This window comes from Flavobacterium eburneipallidum, assembly GCF_027111355.2.
Classification (GTDB): Bacteria; Bacteroidota; Bacteroidia; order Flavobacteriales; family Flavobacteriaceae; genus Flavobacterium; species Flavobacterium eburneipallidum.
Map to the genome: position 1 here is coordinate 3,200,947 of NZ_CP114291.2, position 26,357 is coordinate 3,227,303.

The following is a 26,357-nucleotide window of genomic DNA, read 5'->3' on the forward strand; positions in this document are numbered from 1 at the left end:
AACGTTGAACAATAGATGAACAACGATTAATAAAAAAAGAGGCTTTCGCCTCTTTTTCTTTATGCTTTAAATATTTTCTTGTACCAAGGTTTTTCGTCCACTTTGACTCCATAGCCGTAGCCGTAACCATACCCATAACTTTTATTCATTTTAGTATCATTAAGTACCAACGACATATTTTTAAGTTTTCCTTCTTTGTAAATCATTTTAGGAATATGAATCATACGCTTATCCAATACACCAGCTCTACAAACATAAACAGTTGCATCTGCATATTTAGACAACATCAAGGTATCGGATACTAGACTAACTGGTGCCATATCTACGATGATATAGTCGTACTCATTTTTAAATTGAATAAATAATTCTTTTACTTTTTTACTCATCAATAATTCTGTTGGATTGGGCGGAATCACTCCAGCAGGGAGAACATAAAAGTTTTCAAAACCAGCTGTTTTGTGTATGTAATCACTTAAGATGGCTTTATTCGATGATAAATAATCTGTTAAACCTGAATTATTAGGCAAATCGATGTATTCATTCAATTTAGGATTTCTAAAATCCATTCCAATCAGGAGGACTTTTACCCCAGAAAGCGCCATTGTTGCCGCTAGATTAGCCGACAAAAATGTCTTTCCTTCTCCAGAAACAGTCGAGGTCATAAACACAGTTTTGGCCTCACCATCTGGCACTTGACTTAACATAAAATCTAAGTTGGTTTTCACAATTCGAAGCGCTTCGGCAGTACCTGTCCTACTGGTCGCATCTATTAAGCCATCGGTGGTAATAGAATTAGGCACATCTCCCAAGAACGGAACATCAAATTTATTCATAACATCAAAACGACTTTTTACTTTCGTATCCAACAAATCAATTATGTATATAATTCCGAATGGTATTAAAAGTCCTAAAAATAATGCAGCTAAATAGATCATCTTCTTTTTAGGAGAAACGGGAACATCTGATGCTTTTGCTGCATCAATTACTCTAGCATTCGGTTCTGTTGCTGCCAAAGAAATAGCCGTTTCTTCTCTTTTTTGCAACAAATACAAATAAAGTTCTTCTTTTACTTTTTGTTGACGTGCAATTACTCTAAACTGACGTTCTTGCACTGGAATATCACCTATTTTGTTGTCTAAAATGCCTTCTTGACTTCTCAAGTCTCTTTTTTGAATACCCAAATTAGACTGTATTCTTCTCAAACTCTCGCCCACATTGGCTTTTAAAGAACTGATTTGTTGGTCTAATTTGATAACCGTTGGATTTGCTAGAGTTGCTGATTTCAAAATTCGGTTACGTTCCAAAACCAATTGATTATAAGAATCCACCAATCCTGCTGCATCACCATCGCTAGAAATCATATTGGTTGGCAACAAATCGGAATTGTTGCTTTTTTTGATAAAATCCAACATAGAAGCCACCATGTTTAACTGAATTTCGATCTCCACTCTTTTTTTATTGTACTCACTAGAGCCTTCGATAAACAATTTGGCTTCGGTTTCGATATCAGTAAGTTTATTAGCTGTTTTAAAACTTTGTACATCTTTTTCTACTCCATCCAACTCTTGGGTAATCAACAACAATCGATTGGAAACAAATTTGGAAGTATTCTCGGAAATAAAACTCTTATCAGCCGCTGCATCTTCATTGTAATTTTTAATCAAATTATCCAAAAAGACTTCTGCTTTTTTAGAAACAGGATCTACTATAGAAACACTTACAACACTACTCGTTTTACTTATTGGATCTACATTCAATCGTTGCTGAAAACTAGCTACAACATTACCCAGTGGGTTTATTGTAATAATAATAGATTTGCCCTCAACATTTTTAAACGCTTTTTCAACAGAAGATTTTGTAATTATCAAACCAGCATTTTGAAGGGGAATAATTTCTCCATATCGAAACTCTTTTTTATTCACTAAAAGCAACTTACTCCTATCTGATTCAACTGCGTTTTTTAATTGAAAAGTGTTAGATGTCAACTTAACAAATTCAAAATTCATTCTATCCTCATAAAACTTTGAATTGGCATTGACAAACTGTACTTTGATTGGGGATCTATCATACATTTCTGTACTATTTACTTTCCCTTTTTCGATTATTGATGTGTTTAGTTGTAATCTTTTAACTGTTTTTTCAACTAAAGTTCTGGACTTCAATATCTCGATTTCATTATCCAAATTACTTTTCATTCCACCTCCCAACCCCATGTCAGCAAAAACAGATAATTCAGAAAGCATACCCCCTTTTTTATCATCTTTAACCAATATAGTAGTACTGGCAGAATATTGAGGAGTTGCATACCTTAAATACACATAAGCTACGGCAAGTGACAAAAAAGCAGCCAATACAAACCATCGCCAATGCTCTAAATAACGCTCTAAACTATCTCTTAAATTAAAATCTTCAATTTGATCTTCGTCGGAGTTGTTGTAAAAATCCATAGTATATTTAGTTTTTTGCTGTAACTATCAAGGTTATTAAAGTAATCACTAATGAGGTAATCGAAATGATAACATTGGTATTGGCTCCTACTGCCGCTCCATTGATTCTCGTTTTATTAGGCTCTACATAGATCACATCATTTTGTGCTAAATAATAAAATGGCGAATTGATAAAATCCGCTTTCGTAATATCTACCCTATTGTAAGATTTCACTCCATCAATTTCTCTAATAATCAATATATTATCTCTTCTTCCGTAGATAGTCAAATCTTTTGCCATACTGATGGCTTCGATAAGAGTAACTCTGTCTGATGTCAAAGGATAAGTCCCTGGAATAGTAACCTCACCTTGCAATGAAACTTTAAAATTCGTCAAACGAAGATTGATAATTGGATTTTTGATATATTTCGCAATTTTTGATTCTAATAATTGCATCACTTCTGTACGTGACAAACCGCTTACTTTCAGTTTTCCCAAAACTGGAAAATCAATAAACCCATTTACGTCTACTAAATACGACTGCATCGATTCTTGTCCTCTAGCATTCATCAAATTATTACTAACAGCAGAAGGCATACTAATAGTTGTCAAATTGAAAGGAACTGCCGTTTCAGGATCGTCGGCAGATACGATAATTGTGAGCATATCATCAGGTTGAATCTTAATTTCATACGAATCCAATTTTTCTTTAGAAGACAAACTATCAATGTTTTGATAATAAACTAATTCTGATTTGGGTTTACAAGAAAACAAGATTAAAACAATACAAAATGGAATTGTTTTTTTTAATAAAGAGGTAAATTTCATGGGTGAATACTTTTTATTATTTAGGTTTGCTAGAAATATTTTGAATATTTATTAAAATCATTAAGAAATGTAAGGAGATTAAAAAACACAACAAACCTTAATTTTCTTAACAAACTTAATGGTCCAACATTTTTAAAATTATTTCTAAATGTAGTGACTTCAAAAATACTTTAAAATCATGGCAAAGATATGCAATACGGCAAATAATACCTTTAAAAGACAACAGAATTTACTTTCAATTATATAAATTTCTAAAAATCATAATTTTAGAGCTTAAAAAACTAACCCGTTGGGTGTAATTATTAAAAATAAAAGAATTTAAAAAGATATAAAATTTAAACACATAGAATCATAAAAAAAAAGAGTTGTATAACCCAATTGCTTCGCCTATTCACTATCGCTCGAGCTTGGGTTCACATAGCTATGTTTTTCTTTAATAAAGTGAAACGCCTTTCAAAACATACAAAATCTATGCTTCTATATGTTTAAAAGCAAAAAATTTGAATTAAACTATTAATCTAATACGCCTTTTTATCGCCTTGAAAAACTTGAACAAAAGTCTTCCAGATGATTTTTACATCCAACAAAAAACTCCAGTTTTCGATGTACCAAATATCATGCTCTACACGTCCTTCCATGTCTGACAATTCTTTGGTTTCACCTCTAAATCCATTAACTTGCGCCCAACCCGTAATCCCTGGTTTGGCATAGTGACGTACTAGGAAATTGTTAATCAATTCTGAATATTGTTCAGTATGTGACAACATGTGTGGACGTGGCCCTACAACAGACATATTGCCTAATAGAACATTAAAAAACTGTGGAAACTCATCTAAACTGGTGCGACGCAAAAAAGCACCTATTTTAGTAACTCTTGAATCATTTTGTGTTGCTTGCACTCTATTGGCGGCATCATTAACATACATCGTACGAAATTTAAAGCAAGGAAAAGCTTTATTATCTCTTCCAGATCGTTGTTGTACAAAAAAGATAGGGCCTGGTGAATTCAATTTAATCAACACCATTAGTATTGGAAACAGCCAAGAGAACACAAATACAATAACAAACAAAGAGAAAAAGAAATCAAAAACTTTCTTTATGATGCGATGCAAAGGAATTTCGAGTGGTTCTTTACGAAACATCAAAACAGGTACATTACCATTTCCATAAAAAGAAACTTGCACCCTGTTTGACTTTGTATATTGCTGAAAGTCAGGGATAAACTTAATACGCACCATATAATGCTCGCAAAGCGCTGTCAATCTATTGATTACTTTTACTTTATCGATATGCAAAGCAACATACATTTCGTCCACTTCATGCGTACTTAAATACGTTTCAATATTGTTAAAACCTCCTAAAAGAGGAGCCATAAGTTGGGTATTAGGATCTGGTTCGTCATCAAAAAAGCCCATTACTTTATAACCTGAAGTCAAATCTTTTGTCAAAATCCTATTCATTCTTTCGCCTGTTGCATTGGCTCCTACAATGACTATATTTCTCGAATTAAATCCTTTTAGCCGAATAAATTTCAATACCTTCATGAAAAATATTCGAAAATTGACCAGCATAATAAAAAAGGCAACATAAAAATAGACCATTCTCATACGAGAAATCTTTTCATAGTCAAGCACAACAATAAACAAACTGATTATCGCCATGTGAATTAATAGCATTCGGATTGTTCGGTAAAGGATAGCTTCTATCCTTTCGGTTCGAATGATGCGATAGGAATCTTTATAAAACAATAAAGAAATCCAAAATATATTAGCCAACAATGAGATGGCTTTAGCATCTTTGAGATTGACGAAGTTAAGATTGCCAAATTGAAACAAAAATGAAAGTGCTATCGCCGAATTCAACAACACCAAATCCCAAACTAGAAAGCCTATCTTAAAATAGCGGGAAAAACGATAGCTTGCAAGTATTTTTAGAAGAATCATTATTTATATTTTATAGTTTATGAAACAATAAACTTTATTTATTTTTCAAATTTGAAGTCTTTTTAGCATTTACTAAAACAAACCCGTTGAATAGAATTAAAAAATCGATTAAACAAAAAAATAGAGCAAAATTGTAATTCATCTGAACTCTTACTTTCTTAAATCATTAAAACAAACAAGAAGATTAAGTTTAAGCACATTAATCCGATGCAATTATTTTTTCAATCCCAATTTACTTTTGAGAACCAGCCAAATAAAAACTGGTCCGTAATACAAATAACGTCTCCACATCCTTTTGGGTTCTTTAATCAAACGGATAAACCATTCTAGTCTTAAATTGACCCAAAATGGACTTGGTCGTTCCACTGTACCTGCATAGAAATCAAAAACCGCCCCGATGGAACAAATGATTTTAGTATCTAAATATTCTTTATGCGAATAAGCCCATTTCTCCTGTTTGGGTGCCGTCATACCCACAAACAAAACATCCGGTTTGAAAGCATTGACAGCCTCCACTTTTTTTGATTTTTTATCGTGTGGAAATTCTGCTTTATAAGGTGGCGAATAGGTTCCTACTCGAATATTAGGAAACTCAATAGCCAAACGCTCTTTGATTTTTGACAACGTATTTTCTGAAGAACCTAAATAAAAACAGCTTCCTCCTTTTTTATCCAGTTCTTGCAATAAATGAAGATGAATATCAGCTCCAGCAATTTTTTTTATTTTTTTTCCAGTAAGCAAACGCACAGCAGCTACAACTGCCATACCATCGGGCAACAAAACATCAGAACCTAATAGTGCATTTTTGAACGCTTGATGCTGCTCGGCGATGCAAAAGGAATACTGGTTAATGGTATTGATTAGGATTTTACGATCAAAACCTATTTGATTTAGAGGACTCGTGTAAATCGAATAATCCAAAAAAGAAACATCAGCTAATTTTTCAATCATATTTTCCTTAAAAATTTGTTATAAATAGAGTCAAAATAGTCTAATTGCAGTTCAGGTGAATAATGCAATGTATAGGTATCAAAGGCGTTTGCTCTCATTTGATTTTTCTCTTCCTCTGAAAGCGAATCAAAACGAATTACTTGCTTTTGCAAATCCTTAAAATCACCAGCTTCAAAATGAAAACCGTTGTAAGTGTCTGTTACCAGTGAGGTCATTGCTCCCAAATTGGAAGCTATTATTGGTGTACTAGCCGATAAGGCTTCTAAAACTGTCATTGGCATTCCTTCGTACCAAACCGAAGGAAAAATCAAAGCTTGTGTTTTTCTCAATTCCGTTACGACTTCTGCACTGCTTAAATTACCCAGATAAGTAATATTATTATATTCTTTAGCAACTTGAACAACTTCATTTTTTAATGGCCCATCTCCTGCCATTTTTAGCGAATAAGGCATGTCTTTAAATGCGTTCAACAGCGTTGCTATTCCCTTTTCTTCAGATAAGCGTCCAATGAATAAAAAATGATTTTCTCTTGCAACAATGTTTAGGTTTCTAGCAACACTCTTAAAATTGGGTTTAACTGAAAACTGTTCTTTTGGAATGCCAAAATTAGATTCTTGGAATAAATCTACTGCAAATGGGGTCAAACAAACATAAGAATTCACTTTTTTCCAAGTGCCTATTTTTTTGTGAAACCAAACAATAAAAGCCAACCAAAAAGTAAGCAAAACCGAAGAGCGATACACTTTATTTTGAACGGCTTTCCAAGGAAACGCTTGTTTCAAACTATCAGTAAACAACTTCCCTTGATGTAACAAAATACCCGAAGGACACAACAATCTATAATTATGAACTGTATGAACTACTGAAATTCCTAACTTATTAATAGTGCGAAAAACCAAAGGACCTAAAGCAAAATGCCAATTGTGAATGTGAACCACATCAGGCTGAAACACCTTGATTTTATTTTTTACTTGAGTTGCTGCTGTTGTGTTCCAAATAGAAACCAAAAATTGCAAAGCTCCCCTCCAACCGCCTTGATTTTGAAAATACAAAACTTCAACCGTATGCTTTTCTTTCAATAATTTCACCTCCTGCTCTACAACAGCATCTTCGCCGCCGTGCAGTTGATAATGACTATGAATGATGAGTATTTTCAATTTTTTGAATACTAGGTTTATTAATTATTAATCGATAACAAACTCTGGCAATACACTTTATCATACTCCTCAATCATAATTTTCATTGCAAAATATGTATTAACAAAAGTAAAAGATTCTTCCTTAAGTTGTTTTAAATCCACTTCCTTATTGGCAATTTTTTCAAAAATGGATACTAATTCTTGTTCATTATTGAGATCAAACCACAAGCTCCAATCTTCAGGTAAAGTTTCGTTCAATCCTGCCACTTTAGAAGCAATAACAGGTACTTTAGAAAAAGAGGCTTCAACTGAAACCAAACCAAATCCTTCAAAACGCGAAGGCATCAGTACAAAATCAAAATGATGTAATTTATTCGAAATAGAAGCAATAGCGCTATGTCTAAAAACATTATCATATTCCTTGGTCAGCTCTAAAACGTTCTCAACTAATTGTCCATCACCAATGAAATAAAAATGGAATCGATCAGCATACAATTTATTGATCGTCTTAATCCTTTCTATCAAAACATCAACCCCTTTCTGATATTCGAAACGACCACAAAAAAGAATATTAATTTTATTAGGATTCAGGTCAATTTCAATATCTGTTGCAAGAGGTAAATTACAACCATTGTATATCACTTTATTTTGAGGAGATATAGTCAATTGGTTATCTTTTCTAATTTTAAAATAAGCCTCAAGTGCTGCTTTTGAAACTCCCACAATGCTATCGTTTTGAAAAGCAACTTCTGTATATAATCCCAATCGAGGATTGGTAGGCCATAATGCTGTATTGTGAATCGTACGAATTATTTTTGGAACAGTCATCCTGAACAAATTCATGAGACGTATCGTACTAGCCAAAACACAATCAGGCAAATCCGTGTGAGAATGTATGATAGTTGGTTTTTCTTTTTGAAAAAGCTTCAATAAAACAAAAGGAGCAAAAATTAAACTCAATCGTTTGTTTCCTTTGAACAGGCTATATGTTTTTATCTTCTTTTCTTTTAATTCAATACGTTTGGCATTGGCATAATCCGTATGCGACCGATACAGTTCCACAATAGTAAATTCGGCAACTGTAGGACTATCAACAAGGCATTGCTCGCTTAAATGAAAAGCAACATTTTCAGCTCCTCCCAAATTAATCGAAGAAATCAATTGAAAAATTTTTTGCTTGTTGTTTGTCATGAACTAAATTATTACAATAAATTATTTAATATCCTGTTATTCAAATTATTAATCTTTGTCAAAGTTTTAAACTTTGACAAAGTTCGTTTTTACAAATCGTTTATTTTCTTTAATTCCTGCTCAATAACATTTTTATCAAATAATGTTTTGGATGGCTTATCTAATAATGCTATACTTTCTATTTTTTTGATATTTTTCAAAAAAATCTGTACTCTCTCAATACTAGCATTCGCATCAGTAGGATCAAAGAGCATGCTTAAAGCATCTTTTAATAAACTGGCAGCTCCAGCATATTGAGAACAAAAAACAGGAAGCCCAAAAATTAAGGCTTCGTTTACCACTGCACCAAAAGGCTCATACGTACTAGGCAATACAAAACCAGAAGCACACAAATACCAAGCTAATAATTCTTCGCCTTCAAACCGTCCTGGCAGTATTACTTTGGATTCTAAACTATTATCTTTTATAGCAGATAGTATTGCCGATTTTTCCTCGCCTTCGCCTACCAAAACCAATTTGACATCCGTATTTTTTTGCAAAACAGTAGCGATTGTTTTTACAAAAAGCGGAAGCGCTTTTGGCGGGATAAATCGACCCACAAACAATAAAACTTTTTGTCCTTTCAAATCATATTGTTGACAATACTGTTCTGCCAATTGTTCTAACTGATTGGAATTGGCTCTTAACCGCTCTGGAAATTGTACAATTGGAAAAACAACTGTTCGTTTTTCCGAAAGATTAAAATACTGTTGGTAATACCCACCAACTTCTTTGGATAAAACCAAAATAAAATCCAATCTTTTTATGGCATAATGGCGAGCCAAAAATCGAAACTTGGATTGTACTTCATCACAAATTTGAACACTATCATCAATAGTAGAACCTAATTTTTGACTAATTACTCCTGAACTTTTAAGTAAAATCAAATATTGTGTGGTAAATGAATATTCATAGCCTAAAATGATATCTGGATTAAATCGCCTTATGACTTTAAGCATTCCAAAACGCAAAACACGGCCTTTGTATTCAGGGCCTTTAAGCAGAAAAGAATAAGAACACTTTAGTTGAGAAAGTAGTTTGTCTTGATCAAATTTATGATTCCAAACATTATCGTAAACAAAGACGATTTCTACCTCAAAAAAATCACTCAAAAAATTAAAGTAATCAATTCTATACGGAGCTAAAGCTGGATGAAAAACAAGTATTTTTTTCATATTATTTACAATCCTCTTTCAACGATCGTTCTCTAATCCAAGTGATTCCTTCTTTAATTTTCTTTGCGGGAATACCTCCATATATGGCATCCGAATCCTCATGTTTACCAGTTACTATAGCACCAGTTGCTACAATTGAATTGTCTGCAATACTTGCTCCTTTTAAAATTTTAGCATCTGCACCTAACCAAACATGATTTCCAACTACTATCGATTGCGCAGTATTGATTCTTTGTTTAGACTCTTTATCGTAAATAGCATGACTATCACCATTCCTTATCTCTATTCTATGCGAAAACATACAGTCTTCTCCAATAGCAATAGCTTTTCCTTCTGTTGCTGCAATATGTCCACCCTCGATGGTTGTTCTATATCCAATTTCAATTGTACCTCCATCATCTTCAATCCACAACTCGGTATTAGACAAAATACAATGTTCTCCAATTATGATATGGCAATTATTTCCTGAAATATGTAACAAACAGTTGTTCAATCTATTTTCAGGATGAATGAATATCAGATTATTTTTCCCATCAATTCTAATCTTGGTTTTCTTTAAAAAAGCGGATTTCAAAATTATGCTGTTTCCCGATCTGCGTTTTATACTCAAAATCGAAAAGAAACTATAAACAAAGCCCATAACGATCATTATGGATTTATTATTTTTTATTAAATCTACCAGTATTTTTTTCATACTTAATTTGATTTAAAATTCCATAAAGAAGGAACAATCGCTCTTAAATGTATCGTAAAATAATGAAAACAAGCAACAAAAAAACCATTGTGCCTTCTGTCGAAAACAAAAAACTCTGGTGGATAACAACCACTGGTGGCTGAATACAAACTTTTCAATCTAGTGCTAACAGACACAGAAGTAGATTGCCATTTAGGAACACTGGAATGCGCTTCACAATATCCTATATAATCTGGAGCAACAAATACGTTTACACCCATTTTTTTAGCCCTAAGGCTATAATCAAAATCGCCTACTGCATGGTGAAATATCGGATCTAAATTGCCAACAATCTCAAACACCTCTTTAGGAATCAAAACAAAATTACCGTTGCAATAATCACATTCCTGAAAAGAGCCGTTAGGCTGGACTAGTCTATCAGGATTTTTCTTAAATCCTCCATAAGTAATTTTTCCATTTTCAACAGATTGAGTTGTCCCACAAACTATAGCTTTGACATCATTTTGATTTAAAATAGAAACAATAGCTTTTTCAAATAAAAATGTATCGTCATTCAACCATAAATAATAGTCAAAATCTTTAGTATTTGCTGCCGTTTGCCAAGCTAAATACATGCCTCGATTCCAGAATAAATTACCATCGCCTTGAATAATAGTAACCGCTGGGAACTGGGTTTTAATTTTTTCTGCTGTTCCGTCAGTTGAACCATCATCAACTAAAAAAATTTCTAAAACATAGTTTTCAGGAATGATACATTTATAAAGATTAGTTAGACAGGTAACCGTCTTTTCACTTCTGTTATGGCAGGTTAATAAAACAGCTATAGATTTAAAATTTATCATTAAAACTTGAGTGTTATGGGATGATATCTGAAAAAGTAATTGTTTTTTTTAAACTCTTTTTGAACATTTAACAACATTGAATTTAGTAAACTAAATGACTATTCAAAAAACATTTTATGAATACAAATCAAAGATTTGCTTTACATTGTTCTGTAAATAATATTTTCTCTTCACTAATTCTTCACCATTACTTTTTATAAGGTCTTGCTTTTCAATATCATTTTTAAGAATCAATATGGCATTCATAAGTTCATTTGGTTCATCTTTAACTAATATTGAACATTCATTTTCAATATTAAAATCTCTTAATCCAGGAACGTCATATAAAATGGAAGGAATTTTACAAGCCAAAGCTTCGATAGTGGTCAATGAAATTCCTTCAAACTTACTGGGCATTAGATACAAATCGGATGCAACTAAATATTTCCTTACATTTCTCTTGTTACCTATAAACTTTATATGACCATCAATATTCAATTCTTTAGCTAAATTCATCTCTTCGCATAATGTATTTCCTTCACCTAAATGCAAATAGATTATTTCTGGAATTGTAGCAATCAATTTTGGCAAAATAGCTATAATGTCATGATGTTGCTTAATATGACTACAGCCTCCTATAGAAATAATCACAAAAGCATCTTTTGGAACTCCAATTTCTTCTCGAATTGCGATTTTCTCTAACAAACTTCCTGAAGAAAAATGAGCACTATCATACCAATTATTAATCAAAAAAGATTCGTTATTATAAAATTTTTTCTCATGCCAATAAACGGAATCACTTATAGTGTGCATCTTGCAATCAAAAAGAGATCTTGAAATTCTTCGTTTCCATATATGGTAAATGTGAGTATACCACTTAGAAGGATACACATTGTGAAAAGTAAAAACAGACTTTAACTTTTTTATTTTTGTAAAGGCTGACAAAACCGCATACATTGCTAAATGATGATTGTGTACAACGTCAATATTTTCAGAGTCTATAAATTTCCAAATCGTTTTATAAAATCTTAACTTATTAAGAATACCTTTTTTATAAGGTAAGTGTAATACAGTATAACCCGCTTTTTCAAATTCTGGAGCAAACTCTCCAAATTGTACAGCAGTGTTTACCACATACAACTTACACCCTAACTGCTTAAACTCTTCAGCTGCTGCCACATACATAATTTCAGCACCTGAAAATTTGAGCTCATCCAGAATATGGAGAACCTTCATATTGTAGCTTTTTTAAAATTAAAATGAATCATTTTTTTTGCCCATATCTCCACCTCTTTGTTAGTCATGAATCTAAACTGTTTGGAATAACAAAGTCCGATGACCATCCATAAAGTGATATAAAACAAATCGAAATTAGTAAAATCTTCTACCCAATTGTAACACCAACGAAAACACAAATAAACACCTAAAAGTCTAGCATACTGATTTCTACTTTGATAAATAGCTAAATAGGCTCCTTTAATAAATGCCCAAAAATACAACATAACGCCAACGAGACCCGTCCACGTGAAGATGTTCAAGATAGCTACTTCATTTGCAAAACGTTCAATGTTTCTTATTCCTAATTCATAATTTGCCTCACCAAAATATTGAGAATCATTCCCCCTAGCAGGGGTTCGACCTAATAAGATATAATCATGTTTCACAGCAGACGATAATACTTCTTCATATAAAAAAGTACGACTATCAGCTGTCAAATTCACTTCTTTACCATTTCGTTGGTAGTTCGTTTTAGCATTATCTATAGTAAGATATTCGTCAAATTTGAAAACATTAAAAATATTAAACATTGCCAAAAAAAACAGTACGAATGGCAAAAACATAGAAGCAATATAAATAAATTTTAAGACACTACTAAAAGCATAAAATTTTAAATATATCAGAGCCGATAATACTATTGGTATCGCAAATTTTACAACATTACTCCGAGCATCAAAATTATCTAAAACAACATAAATAGAAATCGCAATGAGAATAATTTTGTATTTAGTATTAACCAAAGGAAAAAACAAGGTTAGCACACTTATAACTGCTAAATAGCGTCCTGCACCATCAGAGTCATCTAGTAAAGCGAAATAAACAACTATAAAAAAAGGCAACGAATACCGAAGCCATTTTTGCATGGAAAGCGAAAAAAAATTGGGATGCAATGCTAAAAAAGCAATCATTGGAATCAGAAAAGTAAATCCAACATTAACCAAATTCTTCCACTGCCAGTAGTTATCCGCTACAAATACCCCTCGAACAAAACATATCAAAAACCACAACAATAAAAACAAAATAGGACTAGCTCCATTCAATCGAATTGTTTTTATACTCGTATTTTTATAAAGTAGTACAAATAATAAAACTATAAAAAAAGCATAAGATAACCACCAAAGAAAAGTATTACCAATACTGACCGTTGTGATTTCAGTAATTGTAAAAACCGAAGCTAGGGAGATTAAGAAAAAACCTAAAGATAGTAAAGTTTCTTTTTTCAAAACTAAAATTTATTATTTTGTAAAGGATAATCTAATGTCCAGTAAACATTTTTTTTAATTTCTCTAGCCGGATTTCCGGCTACAATAGTTTTGGCTTTAACATCCTTCGTTAACAATGTTTCCATCCCAATAATAGAACCATCACCTATTTTTACTCCTTTTAGTATGGTAACTTTACTACCTACCCAAACATTACTTTCAATAATGATTGGTTTCTCTTTATTGATCCAATTTCCATTTTCATCATAAATAGCATGAGTATCACTAGCCCAAATCTCTATTTTGTCTGCAAACAAACAGTTGTTACCAATTACTATGGAATTATCAGACCCTACATTCACTATTCTTGCTCCTCCAAAAGTCGTGTCTTTTCCAATTCTTACTGAACAATTATTTCCACGGATAATTAAATTTACCTTACGTAATTTTACGCCCGCTTCAACTTCAACTAAATTACCTATTCCATCAATTGTAATAATTGAATTCTCTAAAAAACAATTATTTATATTCAACTTGTTGTTTACGCCAACTACATAGATTCTTGATTTAATAACTGTAGATTTATTTACTATAAAAGAATTTTTACTTGTACACTTAAACCAAGAATATTTTATTCTTGATTTATTTAAAAACATAAATGGATATTTAAGTTTTAATAGCAGGTAATTTAGCAAACTCATCATAAATCAATTATTTACCAATAACAAGCTCCTTCAACAGCTTCAGCATTTTTGGGTATTTCTTTGTTGCCTGGTCGAATCCAATGTTCGTTCATCAAATTAGCATAAAATCCTTGAGGAATACCCCATTCTTCTACTCCATAATTAGGATCTTCCCAACGCTTGCCACGAATACCAAATAAAAGTTGCAAAGCGCCACCATAGTGAAATCCTTTTTTACCCATTCTTTTAACATGAGCAGCCAAAGAAAATCCATAAGCTCCACAACCAATAAGACAAATATCATAATCCACTTTGTCAATTTCAGTTTTCATAAATTCAAGAGCTTCAAACCAATCCTGAAATTCCGTTTTCTCATCCGCTAAACTTTGCACAGCTTTTATAGTTGTCAACTGGAAATCAGGTAAAACATCCGTTTTAAAAAGTAATTTTCTTTTTTGATATTGTTGCTCAATATCTTTTGCAAAAGGATGCACGACCAATACTTTTTTCCCTTTCAAAGCTCTTGACCAATGATTTAGAGCCCAATAAGGTTCTAGCAATCTCAATTGTATTTTTTTAGCATTTTCTAATTCCTTATCAAAAAAACGCTCATTAGGAATCCAAGAACCTAAAATATCCACTTCGGGAATATCTTGCAACATCAACTCGCAAAATTGCCCAATTTTATTTGGAGTTGGAGGAAAAAAACCTGCAACTTCATGTAAACACTTGATTATTCCCTCATTCCACCACCAATCAAATTGTTCTCCTCTAATGAACTTAAAAACTGATTTGGTTTTACTTTTAACACTCTGATAATTCATTAAAGCATTAAGCTCATTTGAACCAAAACGGGCTATCATACATGGCTTATCAGACATTAAAGCATCATAAATAATTTGAGAAGCTTTATCTGGATTTTGCTCACATTCAGGTTTCACAGGAATTATATTGAAAATTTTAGAATATAATTTTCGTAAAGCAATAATTGTGTAAATAAAAAATTTATTCATAATGATTATTTTATTTGGTTGATCACAAAACTTTCTACTTCTTACACAAGAAAATTTAATAATTTTAACATAGATAATTAATTCATGACTATTTTTAATCAAATCTTTAAAAAAAAAATAAGATTTTGAATATTGTCATCTTAAAACTTTAAATAGAAATAACAAAAAAGTTTATCATTTTTTTCCGTAGAGCAAAAAATCAAGAACGTTCGATTTTTTAAAAATTTGATGTGTAAATACACAGAAATATGCAATGGGTATAGCAATCATAAAAATCAACAAAAATTGAACAAACAAATTAGTTCCTTTTAATTCAGATAAAAACAAAATCCTGGACGTTAAAAAAAACTGCATTACATATATGGCTAATGATTCTTTTCCAAATAATTGAATTTGTGAATCGACAAAAGAATTTATAGAATCAACACCTTTTGTTAAATGCAATAAGGTAATAAATGCTATAATTGAAATAAATACTTTTAATATAACATCTATTGTATTTCCTTGAATGGACCAATGACCAACTAAAACTAAAAATAAAATTAATGCCATTGTAAAAACAGATTGGTTCATTATAAACTTTTCGATATGAGAATACTTCGAAATAAAACTTCCTATAAAGAAAAAACCAGTAAATAAAATCAAAGTCAGAAAATGGGGCTTATCAATTAATAGAAAACCTAATAATGGAAATATAAAGACAGAACCTGCAATTACAATGCTCATGTACAGGCTACCATTTTTATTCAAAAAATGACAGCATAAAGAAAAAATTCCGAACAATATTTGAATTTCAAATATTGTTTGCAAAAACCATAGACCAGGGTGTAACAAGGCATTTACAACATCGTCTGTGCTAATGTACTCAAATTGCTCTGCAAAAAAAAATTTCTCTACAAACAATGTCCAAGTAAGTAAGGGTACTATTAAAGTATAAATCTTTTTCCACAAAAAGTTCTTTAATGTTCCAAGATTTATAATTCTATTTACTCCCCTACTAGCAACATAACCACTCAAAATAAAAAACAAAGGCATGTGAAAAGAATAAATAATATTAAATATTTTATTATTAGTTCCACCATCAATATTGTTAAATTGAATAATATGCCCTACAATTACTAGGATAATAGCTATTCCTTTCATCCTATCAATAAATTCAAATCTAGTATTTTCCATTCGTCACTGGATGTTAATTCAATTTAAAATTTCCGTCATTATCCACTAAAACAAAATCTTCTAATTCAGGATAGCCGTGCCAAAAGTCTTTTGGACAAATTTTAATTCCGTTTGACAACAAAGCAGGTTTGTAAGAAAAAGAACTTTTGCTAGTTATCAATAAATCTGCATTTACCATGTGTAAAAAAGAGTCCTGTGCATTCATATCCAAACAAAAGTGAAGATTTTCAAATTTTTCAAACTCTGGAAAATCTATTTTTTGCCCTTGGGAAAACAAGTAAATTGCAATAGGTTTTTCTGATTTTATATTAGAAACCGTAGTTTGTAATACTTTTTCAAAATAATCATTACTTTGCCAACGCATCAACAAATTAGGATTCTGATTTTCTTGTCCGATAACAATATCTCCTCTTCGAACGTGAATAGCAATATTAAATGATTTAGGGTCAAAAATTAATTTATCATTAGCTCTTTCTGTCGCTTTGTGATATTTTTGTTTGATACTTTCCATCACACCACATTGATCACTATAATACTGGTCTTGTTCCGCTACAAAAACTACTTTTTGATTGGAGTAAGAATTAATTATTTTCTTTTGCAAAGAAAGTTCTTCCTCTTTTAATTCGTCAAAAAATGGAAGACGAATTTTCATATACCCTTTATTTATTAAATCCGTAACAGCAATTTCGCCCTCACCAAAACCTAAAAATGATTCCCATTTAGAACTCGAGAAAGGAATGTGTGCAAATTGCAAACCAAATTGGCGAGCAAACCAATATCCAGAAATCCAGTTTGCCATTTGATGCCCTATTCCTGCTCCAGGATTCGGGATTGCAGAATAATAATTAAGAGGATTGGCTACGTTCTTTTTACTTGAAAAAAGATAATGCCAATAAGATTTATATATTAAAGGAAAAAAGGAGGTACTTCTAAAAATAGTAACTATTTCAGAACGAAATCTTCTTTTAAATTTTAGAATGAAATTAGATATATTCAATAATGACATAAACGAATTAATTGTAAAAATTGTCTTTACTTTTTTTAAAATGAATTACCGAATACGGTTCATCAACTTGTTTTTAATATTTAACACTAAATCTTTCTCTGATTGAGACAATAAAAACATCCATATCAATAGTAAATAAGAAGCTAATCCAAAAATTGAAACACCCGCAAATTGAATAAATTCATTAGTAATCAGAAAGATTGGAATGGCAGCAATTGATAAAGCTAATGCAAATGTTAGGAAACATTTAAAAACTATCTCTTTTAAAAATACTTCTACTTGTAAATCACAATTAATTTTGGAAAAATAAATAACATTGAAAAGCATGGAAGCCGAAAACAACATAAAAGCAATATAAAGGCTATAGGGCGGAAATCCTAAACTAAAAAACACATAAGAAACAATAATAGGAACAATATTTAATAAAGAACTTACGATTTGAAATTTTTTAATATTACCAACAGCTGCTAAAGCATTTGTTAAAGGAATATACAACTGCTCTATTAAATTCCTTATCAACAATAATCGGCAAAAAACTACTGTGAATTCAGGAACATCTTTGAGCCATAAAGCTAGAATATATGGCATTTCTATTAGAAAAGGGATATATAGAAAGCTTAATAAAAAAAAGGAAATTTTAGTCCCTCCCAAAGTAGCTTTTAACATCATCTGCCTATTACCAGCACCTTCACTTTTATCAATTAAAGGATTTAATGCTTTACTTAATGTCAAAGAAAACACTCCCAATTGACCGCTTATTTGAGCGGCAATACTTTGTGCTGCATTGACTAAAGTCCCAAAAAAAATATTGATTACGATTCCTTGACCATAATTAGCAATCATACTACTAGCCGACCCCAAAAGCGACCAACCCGCAAAACTGCTAATTTCTTTCATTAAGCCTTTCTCGTAGTATTTGCGAAAATTAAACTCACATTCCACATAGTTGCGATGGCAATACAGTTGTCGCAAAAACAATAAAAAAACAGCTAAAACCGCCATTAACAATCCGTACATTACCAAATGATCGTAAGCACTGTAGGTAATATACAAGGCAATCCCTAATTTTAACACGGATTCTAGTATTCCTAAAATAGCATAAAAAAGCATGTTTTCGTGTGAGGTAATAACGGCTTCATAAGGCACAGACAAAACGGTAAAGAAAGTGCTAGCCACCATAAAATGGTAGATTATTTTAGCCACCTCTACTCGTTCAGGAGCAATATTCAAAATTCCATTAAAGAAGAAATAACCAGCAATTTCTAAAACCAGTACCATCAGCACCGCAATTCCAGCATGCAAAATCGTACTCATGTTAAAGATGCGTTTTACTTTCTCTAAATCGCCTTCTCCTTGAGCATACGACATAAACCTTTGAGTTGCCGCTGCCATCGAGCCGTTCAAAAAACCAAGCATTGCAACTACTCCACCTACTACATTAAACAAACCAAAATCAGCTACGCCTAAAGCGGCTAAAACCAATCTAGTACTATAGAGCGATATGAAAACGGTAATCGCCATCCGTGCATAAAGAATTCCAGTATTTTTAGCTACACGATGCGCTGCTTGCATTTTTTTTAATGTGATTGTTAGAAAACAATAAATCGATTCATTATTATAAATGAATCGATTCATACATATTCTATTGGTATTACTTAAAAATCAAGTAATTAATTTATTCGGTTTTAATATCTTTTAGCAATCTCCAAATCACTAGCTACCATTTCCTTAACCAAACCAGCTAAATCGTATTGTGGCGTCCAACCTAATTTTTTAGATTTTGCTGGATCCCCAATTAACAAATCTACTTCGGTAGGACGGTAGTATTGTGGATCTACTCGTACTACTACTGTGCCTATTGGCAATTGGTATTCTGGATTGTTGCAAGCAACAATTTTGGCAGTTTCGTTTTCTTGCTCTCCTTCAAACTCTAATTCAATTCCTACTTCAGCAAAAGAATAACGAACAAAATCACGGATATAAGTAGTAACTCCAGTTGCAATTACATAATCTTCAGCAACGTCTTGTTGCAAGATTCTCCACATGGCTTCTACATAATCTTTAGCATGACCCCAGTCTCTTTGTGAATTCAAGTTTCCTAAATACAGGCAATCTTGTTTTCCTAAAGCAATAGCTGCGGTTGCCATAGTAATTTTACGAGTTACGAAAGTTTCTCCTCTTCGTGGTGATTCGTGGTTGAATAAGATTCCGTTACAAGCATAAATATCATAAGCTTCACGATAGTTTTTAGTTATCCAAAAACCATAAATTTTAGCTACTCCATAAGGCGAACGAGGATAGAATGGAGAGTTTTCATCATAGAAACCTGCTGCATTTTTATTTTCGGCTAAACCTCCATACAATTCAGAAGTGGAAGCTTGGTAAATTCTGGTTTTCTTTTCAAGTCCTAGAATTCTAACCGCTTCCAAGATTCTTAAAGTACCTATTCCGTCCACATTGGCCACATATTCAGGAGAATCGAAAGATACTTTTACGTGAGACATTGCACCTAGGTTGTAAATTTCGTCAGGTTGTACTTCCTGAATGATTCTGATAATATTAGTAGAGTCAGTCAAATCACCATAATGCAATTTAAAATCAACGTGAGATTCGTGTTGATCTTGATAAATATGATCGATTCTTTGTGTATTAAAAGAAGAAGCTCTTCTCTTAACACCGTGAACTTGGTAACCTTTTTCTAATAATAATTCTGCTAAATAAGATCCGTCTTGACCTGTGATCCCTGTAATAAGGGCTACTTTTTGTTGTGTGCTCATATTTTTTTGATTAACTGATTATTTGGTTAACTGGTTAATTAGTTGGTTAGTTGGTTAGTTGGTTAGTTGTAAACGATTAACCAATCAAACTTTTCCTAAACAATTAACCTAGTTAAACTTCTTATGTTTTTTTCTTTAATGTTTCTTTATTATTAATTTGATATTTATAAAGTGAATTTAACTTATTCAATATTTCATCTAATTTTATCCTCAACTCCATATATTTTTCTTCACTAATATATTTCATATCAAGAGCCGTATTCAAATGATCAATAGTTTCCAATCCAGTCGAATAAGACATATTAGTAAAATGTGCTTGGTCAAAATTAGTAGCTCTTCCTGAACCTTCTGCCAAGTTTGCAGAAATACTGGCTGACGATCTATTGATTTGACTAATTAAATCAAACCGCTCTTCATTAGGAAACAACCGACTCATCAATTTTATGTCTATCTTAAATCTTCTAGCCAACTGATAAACTTCAAGTTTTTCGAAAGAATAAATATGATAGTTCATTTTATTGTTTATTTGATTAACTGGTTATTTGATTAACTGGTTAATTGATTAACTTTTTTCCTAAAACAATTAACCGATTAACCTTTTCCTAAACGATTAAACCTTTTTACATTTTTACTTCCTTAATCTCATTTACATTCTCCAAGAACCAATCGTAGGTTTTTTGAATTCCTGCTTCCAAATCGACTTGGTGTTTCCAACCTAATTCGTGCATCTTGGACACATCCATTAGTTTTCTTGGTGTTCCGTCTGGTTTAGTTGCATCCCAAATAATTTCACCTTTATGCCCAATTATTTTTTGAATGGTTTCGGCTAATTCTTTAATGGTCAAATCTACTCCTGTTCCAACATTATATAAATAATCTGGTAATTTATTTTCTAATGCAAAAACCACAGCCGCAGCCATATCATCTACAAATAAAAACTCACGCATTGGAGTTCCACTTCCCCAAAGGGTAACTGGAGCATGGTTATTTTCTTTAGCAACATGAAATTTCCGCATCATCGCTGGCAATACGTGCGAGGTATTCAAATCAAAATTATCATAAGTGCCATATAAATTAGTTGGCATCAAACTCACGTAGTCTTTTCCAAATTGTTTGCGAATGGCTTGACACGCTTTTACACCAGTAATTTTAGCAATAGCATACCACTCATTGGTTGGCTCTAAATCACCCGTAAGCAAACAATCTTCTTTTAAAGGTTGAGCTGCCAGTTTTGGATAAATACAAGAACTGCCTAGGAAAATAAACTTCTCTATTCCTGTTTGCATCGCCGAATCAATTAAATTGTTCTGGATTTGCATATTTTCCATAATAAATTGATAGGGATAATCATTGTTCGCCAAAATACCTCCTACTCTTGCAGCAGCATCTATTATCACATCTGGTTTTTCTACTGCTAAATACTCTTTAACCGCTTGTTGATTTCTTAAATCCAATTCGCTACTGGACGATCCTATCAAATTAGTATATCCTTTCGCAAAAAGTGTTCGCCATATAGCAGAACCTACCATCCCTTTGTGACCTGCAATGTAAATTTTAGCCTTTTTATCCATAATCATTTTTATTTTTTAATTCTATTTGTAAGAATTAATTCTTTTTCTTTAACAACAAATTAAGTTAAATTAAGGCTAAAAACCAAACAGTTAGTTAATTTTACAATCCAAACTATACGGCTTCGCCATTCCAAATCACATTTTGATGATTCAGACATAACTTTATTTCGTTTGCAAATATAGTCAAGTATCCTTGATTTTAAAATCTAAACATTAACTTACTTACAAAAAATAGTACAAAATTTAACAATTTAGCAAACTTCACAAGTTAAACTCTTAAACCTTTAATTCTGATTAAATTTTAAATCATTCATTTTAAACAAACAAAAAACGATTACCAATTTGAATTAGCTCCAAAATTAATATTTATCGCTTTTAATATTCTTACTTTTATTTGCAATATTTACGGTAAAAACAAACTTCTAGTTCAAAAATCATTTAAAAACAACACTTAACCTTTTAAGAACAAATTAAAAACACTAATATTGATTGATAGTCAACAACACCAATGTACAAGCTACTTCTACCTTAATATTATTCAATTCTAATAACTGGTAAAATTCTGGATTTTCAGTTCCTGGATTAAAAACCACTCTTTTTGGTTTTGCTTCAATAATGTAATTATAATATTCGCGTTGACGAGCTGGATTGAGATACAAGGTTACTGTATCAATATTTTTAAGTGGAATAGCCTTGGTTTGAATTTTAATTCCTGCTACTTCGCCTGCATTTTGACCAATAGCTAGAACCGAATGTCCTTTTTCAACAAGTAACGAAATGGCTTTGTAGGCATATTTTTCTGGTTTGGCAGTAGCACCAAGAACCAATGTCTTTTTATTTTTCATTGGACAAAAGTACAAAAAAGTATAGGATAAAAAATCCCCATTCCTAGGTATTCCTCTTTAAAATTGAATCTCTAGATTATTTGAATTTAATAACGTTTTATAAATTATTTGCTAAACACAGAAACAAAAACGGCATCACAGATGTGAAATTATACAACCTGTGATGCTGTAACTCCTTTTTTAGCACTATTGAGTAATTTTAACATTTTTACTGCTTTCAAAATCAGTCTTCTATTGGTAAGAAAATTTCAGCCATCATACATCGAGCACTACCTCCGCCACAAGCTTCGATGGTTTCTAGACTTGAATGCAAAATTGTCAAATGTTCTTCGAGTTGGGCGATTTGTTTTTTGGTCAAACTTTGGTACGCCGCAGTACTCATTACTAAATACCTTCTATCATCCGCCCCAAGAACTTCTAACATATTCCCTGCAAAGCTATTCAATTGCGCTTCGGTAATGAGGATAATTTCTTTACCATCACCTCGCAAACTATCTAGCACCATTTTTCGCTCTTTTTTGTCATCTATAGCATCTGAACAAATTACTGCAAAAGTATCGCCAATACAGAGCATCACATTGGTATGATAAATCAATTTTCGCTCTCCTTCTACAGTTTGAAAGGCTTCGAACAATATGGGACTATACTCAAAATCCTCACAAAATTCGATAAACAATTCTTCGTCTGCACGTGGCGATAACGCGCAATACGCTTTACCATTTTCTCTATCTAAAACAACACTTCCTGTACCTTCAAGATAAAAACTATCCTCTTCGGCAGTAGTATAATCCATAATTTCGTTGATTACAAAACCATTGTCTTCCAGAATATCCAAAATATCTTCTCGACGTTCTGCACGACGATTTTCGGCAAACATAGGATACAAAACTACATCGCCATTTTCGTGAAAGGAAATCCAATTATTTGGAAAAACACTATCAGGAGTATCCGAATCTAAAGTATCATCGACCACAATGACATTTACTCCAACTATTTGTAGTTTTTTGACCAAAGTATCGAATTCCTCTTGCGCCTTGGCATTTACAGTTGTTGGCAATAAATCCTTCAACCCTTTTTGGTAATAATTATTTACCACCGTTTGTTCGTTCATTCGAAACGCCACTGGACGAATCATTAAAATGGAATTTGTTGTTTGGTTCATTTTAGTTATATGTTATAAGTTGTAGATTGTAGATTGTAAAATTAGCTTTTCCAATTTTCTTCTACGTATTTTATGAAATTATAAATTTTAGCACTCAATTCATGGTCACAACATTCATATCATTCTCTAATCAAAGGTAAGGTAGAACATCGCAACAATCCTTCTTGTTTGGCAATTTCAGAGTATGGAATTTTTTCTACTGTAAAACCATTTGCTTTTAACCATTTGTTTAGTCGTCTAAATTTCTTTTCAGAAACCACTACATTCTCATCAATAGAAAAAACATTAGAATTCATGTTATACATTTCTTTTCTAGTGATATGAAACAAATTTTCTACACCAAAAAGATTCACAAGAAATAGATAATCTGCCTCTTCTCGAAAACCTCTTTTATAAATGATGGCTTTGTTTTTTCCAACAGGTTGAAAACAACAGTCTAAATGCAAAGCATTATCGCGAGCATCGATTTTAGATTTGATTAAATCAAACTCCTTGACTATTTTATTAGGAAATATTTTTTTGATGTATTGAACACCTGCTGGATTGGTTCTAGCTGTGATATAATCTTTATAATCACTCCCTTTGTAGGTTCCAATAAAAACATAATCGTTCCAAAGCATGACATCACCACCTTCTATATGCACTTCTACAGGAGGACGAAGCACTTTACTCGGATTTATTTGATTGATTATATACTGAATAGCATCTAATTCATGTTCTCTATCTGGAAGAATATTTGATTTGATAAAAACATCTCCAATTACAAACCCAATATCTCTAACAAATATCTGATTGTAATTTTCAATCAATTCTGGTCGAAAAACAGTTACATCATATTTTTTTAAAACATGACTGAAAGCTTCCATTTCTGACACCATATCAGATTCTACTGGATAAGTCCCCGCCAAGATATGTTCCAATGATTTTGGATCATAAGCTTCTTCAGTAGTTGGAGTTCGTCCATTGCTATTGGCTAATCCTAGTACAACTGCTCGAAGTCTGGATGTTTCGTTATTTATATTTAATTTCAATGTATTTGAGATTTGGCTATTCTCAAAGATAAAAAAAGCCTCGCAAATAGCGAGGCTTTCTATAAAATTTATTTGTAATCATCGTTTGTCAACTTCAACAAAACTTCTCAAAGGCGAACCAGTGTAAATTTGTCTTGGTCTTCCGATTGGTTCTTTGTTTTCTCTCATTTCTTTCCATTGCGCAATCCAACCTGGTAATCTACCAATAGCGAACATAACAGTAAACATATCTGTTGGAATTCCTAATGCTCTGTAAATGATTCCAGAATAAAAATCTACGTTTGGATATAATTTTCTAGATACAAAATACTCATCTGATAATGCTAATGCTTCTAGTTTTTTAGCAATGTCCAAAATTGGATCATTCACACCCAATGTTCCTAATACTTCATCAGCAGCCACTTTGATGATTTTTGCTCTTGGATCGAAGTTTTTATAGACTCTATGACCAAAGCCCATCAAACGGAAAGGGTCATTTTTATCTTTAGCCTTATCCATATATTTAGCAGCATCGCCTCCATTAGCATTGATTTCTTCTAACATTTCAAGAACTGCTTGATTGGCTCCACCGTGTAATGGTCCCCAAAGTGCAGAAACTCCAGCAGAAATTGAAGCAAATAATCCAGCATGAGATGAACCTACCATTCTTACTGTAGAAGTAGAACAGTTTTGCTCGTGATCTGCATGAAGAATAAACAATTTATCTAAAGCTTGTGTAATTACAGGATTGGCTTTGTATGGCTCTGTTGGCAATTTGAACATCAAGTTCATAAAATTTTCCACATATCCTAAAGTATTATCGTAATAATTCAAAGGATAACCCATCGTTTTTCTGTATGTCCAAGTAGCAATTACAAGAAATTTACCCATTGTTTTACAAACTGCGGTATATAATTCTTCTTTATTATTTGGATCAACAGCTTTTGGGTTAAAAGCGGTCAATGCACTAGTTAATGATGCCAAAACCCCCATTGGGTGAGCCGTTTTAGGAAAACCATCAATAATGTTTTTCATTTCCTCATTAACCAAAGTATATTTTCTAATATCTGTTTCAAAACTTTGCAACTGTGAAGCCGTTGGTAATTCACCAAAAATCAACAAATAAGAAACCTCAAGAAAATTTCCTTTAGCAGCTAATTCTTCAATAGAATACCCTCTGTAATGCAAAATTCCTTCTTCTCCATCTAGAAAAGTAATTTCACTTTTACACGCTCCTGTATTCTTATATCCTTGATCCATTGTGATTGCTCCTGACAAGTCACGTAATTTGCTAATATCGATAGACATTTCATTTTCGGTTCCAACAGATATTGGAAACTCATATTTTTTGCCTTCAATTTCTAGTGTTGCAGTTTTTGACATAGTATATATAATAATCTTTTAAAAAATATTTCTCCAAATCTAGT

Annotated in this window: 23 protein-coding genes; all 23 read right to left on the reverse strand. The window is 32.1% G+C overall.

Going from position 1 to position 26,357, the window contains the following annotated elements; genetic code table 11:
• Positions 1-59 precede the first annotated feature (59 nt).
• The 23 genes from OZP15_RS13545 to OZP15_RS13655 all read right to left on the reverse strand — a co-directional run bounded on the left by OZP15_RS13545 (position 60) and on the right by OZP15_RS13655 (position 26,313).
• Positions 60-2,447 (reverse strand): GumC family protein, encoded by a 2,388-nt coding sequence (locus OZP15_RS13545; protein ID WP_281336384.1) that lies wholly within the window; start codon positions 2,445-2,447, stop codon positions 60-62.
• Between the two features lie 7 nt (positions 2,448-2,454).
• Positions 2,455-3,255: a polysaccharide biosynthesis/export family protein gene (locus OZP15_RS13550; RefSeq protein ID WP_269225980.1), complete on the reverse strand. Its 801-nt coding sequence runs from the start codon at positions 3,253-3,255 to the stop codon at positions 2,455-2,457.
• Between the two features lie 518 nt (positions 3,256-3,773).
• Positions 3,774-5,198 carry an undecaprenyl-phosphate glucose phosphotransferase gene (locus OZP15_RS13555; protein ID WP_281336385.1) on the reverse strand — a complete coding sequence of 475 codons (1,425 nt, stop codon included), beginning with the start codon at positions 5,196-5,198 and terminating at the stop codon, positions 3,774-3,776.
• Positions 5,199-5,411: 213 nt separating this feature from the next.
• Positions 5,412-6,149, reverse strand: a complete 738-nt coding sequence (locus OZP15_RS13560) for a WecB/TagA/CpsF family glycosyltransferase (protein ID WP_281336386.1) — start codon at positions 6,147-6,149, stop codon at positions 5,412-5,414.
• Positions 6,146-7,306, reverse strand: a complete 1,161-nt coding sequence (locus OZP15_RS13565) for a glycosyltransferase (protein WP_281336387.1) — start codon at positions 7,304-7,306, stop codon at positions 6,146-6,148. The genes OZP15_RS13560 and OZP15_RS13565 overlap by 4 nt, the downstream gene beginning before the upstream one ends.
• A 20-nt stretch (positions 7,307-7,326) precedes the next feature.
• Positions 7,327-8,478: a glycosyltransferase gene (locus OZP15_RS13570; RefSeq protein WP_281336388.1), complete on the reverse strand. Its 1,152-nt coding sequence runs from the start codon at positions 8,476-8,478 to the stop codon at positions 7,327-7,329.
• Between the two features lie 89 nt (positions 8,479-8,567).
• On the reverse strand, positions 8,568-9,692 hold the full coding sequence (locus OZP15_RS13575; protein WP_281336389.1) for a glycosyltransferase: 1,125 nt from the start codon (positions 9,690-9,692) through the stop codon (positions 8,568-8,570).
• A 1-nt stretch (position 9,693) separates the two neighbouring features.
• Positions 9,694-10,386: an acyltransferase gene (locus tag OZP15_RS13580; protein WP_269225988.1), complete on the reverse strand. Its 693-nt coding sequence runs from the start codon at positions 10,384-10,386 to the stop codon at positions 9,694-9,696.
• A 2-nt stretch (positions 10,387-10,388) separates the two neighbouring features.
• Positions 10,389-11,228, reverse strand: coding sequence for a glycosyltransferase family 2 protein (locus OZP15_RS13585; protein ID WP_281336390.1), 840 nt, complete (start codon positions 11,226-11,228; stop codon positions 10,389-10,391).
• 114 nt (positions 11,229-11,342) lie between these two features.
• Positions 11,343-12,443: a glycosyltransferase gene (locus OZP15_RS13590; RefSeq protein WP_281336391.1), complete on the reverse strand. Its 1,101-nt coding sequence runs from the start codon at positions 12,441-12,443 to the stop codon at positions 11,343-11,345.
• Positions 12,440-13,708 (reverse strand): hypothetical protein, encoded by a 1,269-nt coding sequence (locus tag OZP15_RS13595; RefSeq protein WP_281336392.1) that lies wholly within the window; start codon positions 13,706-13,708, stop codon positions 12,440-12,442. Before OZP15_RS13595 ends, OZP15_RS13590 begins: the two co-directional genes overlap by 4 nt.
• 2 nt (positions 13,709-13,710) lie before the next feature.
• Positions 13,711-14,343, reverse strand: a complete 633-nt coding sequence (locus OZP15_RS13600) for an acyltransferase (RefSeq protein ID WP_269225993.1) — start codon at positions 14,341-14,343, stop codon at positions 13,711-13,713.
• A gap of 59 nt (positions 14,344-14,402) precedes the next feature.
• Complete coding sequence (locus tag OZP15_RS13605) at positions 14,403-15,383, reverse strand: hypothetical protein (RefSeq protein ID WP_281336393.1); 981 nt, start codon at positions 15,381-15,383, stop codon at positions 14,403-14,405.
• A gap of 174 nt (positions 15,384-15,557) precedes the next feature.
• A complete protein-coding gene (locus OZP15_RS13610; protein ID WP_281336394.1) occupies positions 15,558-16,559 on the reverse strand; it encodes an acyltransferase family protein in 1,002 nt (333 codons plus the stop codon).
• Positions 16,560-16,572: 13 nt separating this feature from the next.
• Positions 16,573-17,565, reverse strand: coding sequence for a hypothetical protein (locus OZP15_RS13615; RefSeq protein ID WP_281336395.1), 993 nt, complete (start codon positions 17,563-17,565; stop codon positions 16,573-16,575).
• 45 nt (positions 17,566-17,610) lie between these two features.
• Positions 17,611-19,137 (reverse strand): hypothetical protein, encoded by a 1,527-nt coding sequence (locus OZP15_RS13620; protein WP_281336396.1) that lies wholly within the window; start codon positions 19,135-19,137, stop codon positions 17,611-17,613.
• 113 nt (positions 19,138-19,250) lie between these two features.
• On the reverse strand, positions 19,251-20,342 hold the full coding sequence (gene gmd / locus OZP15_RS13625; RefSeq protein WP_281336397.1) for a GDP-mannose 4,6-dehydratase: 1,092 nt from the start codon (positions 20,340-20,342) through the stop codon (positions 19,251-19,253).
• A 121-nt stretch (positions 20,343-20,463) separates the two neighbouring features.
• Positions 20,464-20,856 carry a four helix bundle protein gene (locus OZP15_RS13630; RefSeq protein ID WP_281336398.1) on the reverse strand — a complete coding sequence of 131 codons (393 nt, stop codon included), beginning with the start codon at positions 20,854-20,856 and terminating at the stop codon, positions 20,464-20,466.
• Positions 20,857-20,962: 106 nt separating this feature from the next.
• Entirely contained in the window at positions 20,963-21,913 is a 951-nt protein-coding gene (locus OZP15_RS13635; RefSeq protein ID WP_269226001.1) for a GDP-L-fucose synthase family protein, read from the reverse strand.
• Positions 21,914-22,392: 479 nt separating this feature from the next.
• Positions 22,393-22,758, reverse strand: a complete 366-nt coding sequence (locus OZP15_RS13640; RefSeq protein ID WP_269226002.1) for a CoA-binding protein — start codon at positions 22,756-22,758, stop codon at positions 22,393-22,395.
• Between the two features lie 223 nt (positions 22,759-22,981).
• Positions 22,982-23,920: a citrulline utilization hydrolase CtlX gene (gene ctlX, locus OZP15_RS13645; protein ID WP_269226003.1), complete on the reverse strand. Its 939-nt coding sequence runs from the start codon at positions 23,918-23,920 to the stop codon at positions 22,982-22,984.
• Between the two features lie 119 nt (positions 23,921-24,039).
• Entirely contained in the window at positions 24,040-24,951 is a 912-nt protein-coding gene (locus tag OZP15_RS13650) for a dimethylarginine dimethylaminohydrolase family protein (RefSeq protein ID WP_269226004.1), read from the reverse strand.
• Positions 24,952-25,029: 78 nt separating this feature from the next.
• A complete protein-coding gene (locus tag OZP15_RS13655; protein WP_269226005.1) occupies positions 25,030-26,313 on the reverse strand; it encodes a citrate synthase in 1,284 nt (427 codons plus the stop codon).
• Between the last annotated feature and the right edge of the window lie 44 nt (positions 26,314-26,357).

Bases quoted from the DNA above. Each gene is read 5' to 3' on its own strand.
- OZP15_RS13545 (WP_281336384.1), bottom strand. From the start codon at position 2,447: ATGGATTTTTACAACAACTCCGACGAAGATCAAATTGAAGATTTTAAT.
- OZP15_RS13550 (WP_269225980.1), bottom strand. From the start codon at position 3,255: ATGAAATTTACCTCTTTATTAAAAAAAACAATTCCATTTTGTATTGTT.
- OZP15_RS13555 (WP_281336385.1), bottom strand. From the start codon at position 5,198: ATGATTCTTCTAAAAATACTTGCAAGCTATCGTTTTTCCCGCTATTTT.
- OZP15_RS13560 (WP_281336386.1), bottom strand. From the start codon at position 6,149: ATGATTGAAAAATTAGCTGATGTTTCTTTTTTGGATTATTCGATTTAC.
- OZP15_RS13570 (WP_281336388.1), bottom strand. From the start codon at position 8,478: ATGACAAACAACAAGCAAAAAATTTTTCAATTGATTTCTTCGATTAAT.
- OZP15_RS13575 (WP_281336389.1), bottom strand. From the start codon at position 9,692: ATGAAAAAAATACTTGTTTTTCATCCAGCTTTAGCTCCGTATAGAATT.
- OZP15_RS13580 (WP_269225988.1), bottom strand. From the start codon at position 10,386: ATGAAAAAAATACTGGTAGATTTAATAAAAAATAATAAATCCATAATG.
- OZP15_RS13585 (WP_281336390.1), bottom strand. From the start codon at position 11,228: ATGATAAATTTTAAATCTATAGCTGTTTTATTAACCTGCCATAACAGA.
- OZP15_RS13590 (WP_281336391.1), bottom strand. From the start codon at position 12,443: ATGAAGGTTCTCCATATTCTGGATGAGCTCAAATTTTCAGGTGCTGAA.
- OZP15_RS13600 (WP_269225993.1), bottom strand. From the start codon at position 14,343: ATGTTTTTAAATAAATCAAGAATAAAATATTCTTGGTTTAAGTGTACA.
- OZP15_RS13605 (WP_281336393.1), bottom strand. From the start codon at position 15,383: ATGAATAAATTTTTTATTTACACAATTATTGCTTTACGAAAATTATAT.
- OZP15_RS13610 (WP_281336394.1), bottom strand. From the start codon at position 16,559: ATGGAAAATACTAGATTTGAATTTATTGATAGGATGAAAGGAATAGCT.
- OZP15_RS13615 (WP_281336395.1), bottom strand. From the start codon at position 17,565: ATGTCATTATTGAATATATCTAATTTCATTCTAAAATTTAAAAGAAGA.
- OZP15_RS13620 (WP_281336396.1), bottom strand. From the start codon at position 19,137: ATGCAAGCAGCGCATCGTGTAGCTAAAAATACTGGAATTCTTTATGCA.
- gmd (WP_281336397.1), bottom strand. From the start codon at position 20,342: ATGAGCACACAACAAAAAGTAGCCCTTATTACAGGGATCACAGGTCAA.
- OZP15_RS13630 (WP_281336398.1), bottom strand. From the start codon at position 20,856: ATGAACTATCATATTTATTCTTTCGAAAAACTTGAAGTTTATCAGTTG.
- OZP15_RS13635 (WP_269226001.1), bottom strand. From the start codon at position 21,913: ATGGATAAAAAGGCTAAAATTTACATTGCAGGTCACAAAGGGATGGTA.
- OZP15_RS13640 (WP_269226002.1), bottom strand. From the start codon at position 22,758: ATGAAAAATAAAAAGACATTGGTTCTTGGTGCTACTGCCAAACCAGAA.
- ctlX (WP_269226003.1), bottom strand. From the start codon at position 23,920: ATGAACCAAACAACAAATTCCATTTTAATGATTCGTCCAGTGGCGTTT.
- OZP15_RS13655 (WP_269226005.1), bottom strand. From the start codon at position 26,313: ATGTCAAAAACTGCAACACTAGAAATTGAAGGCAAAAAATATGAGTTT.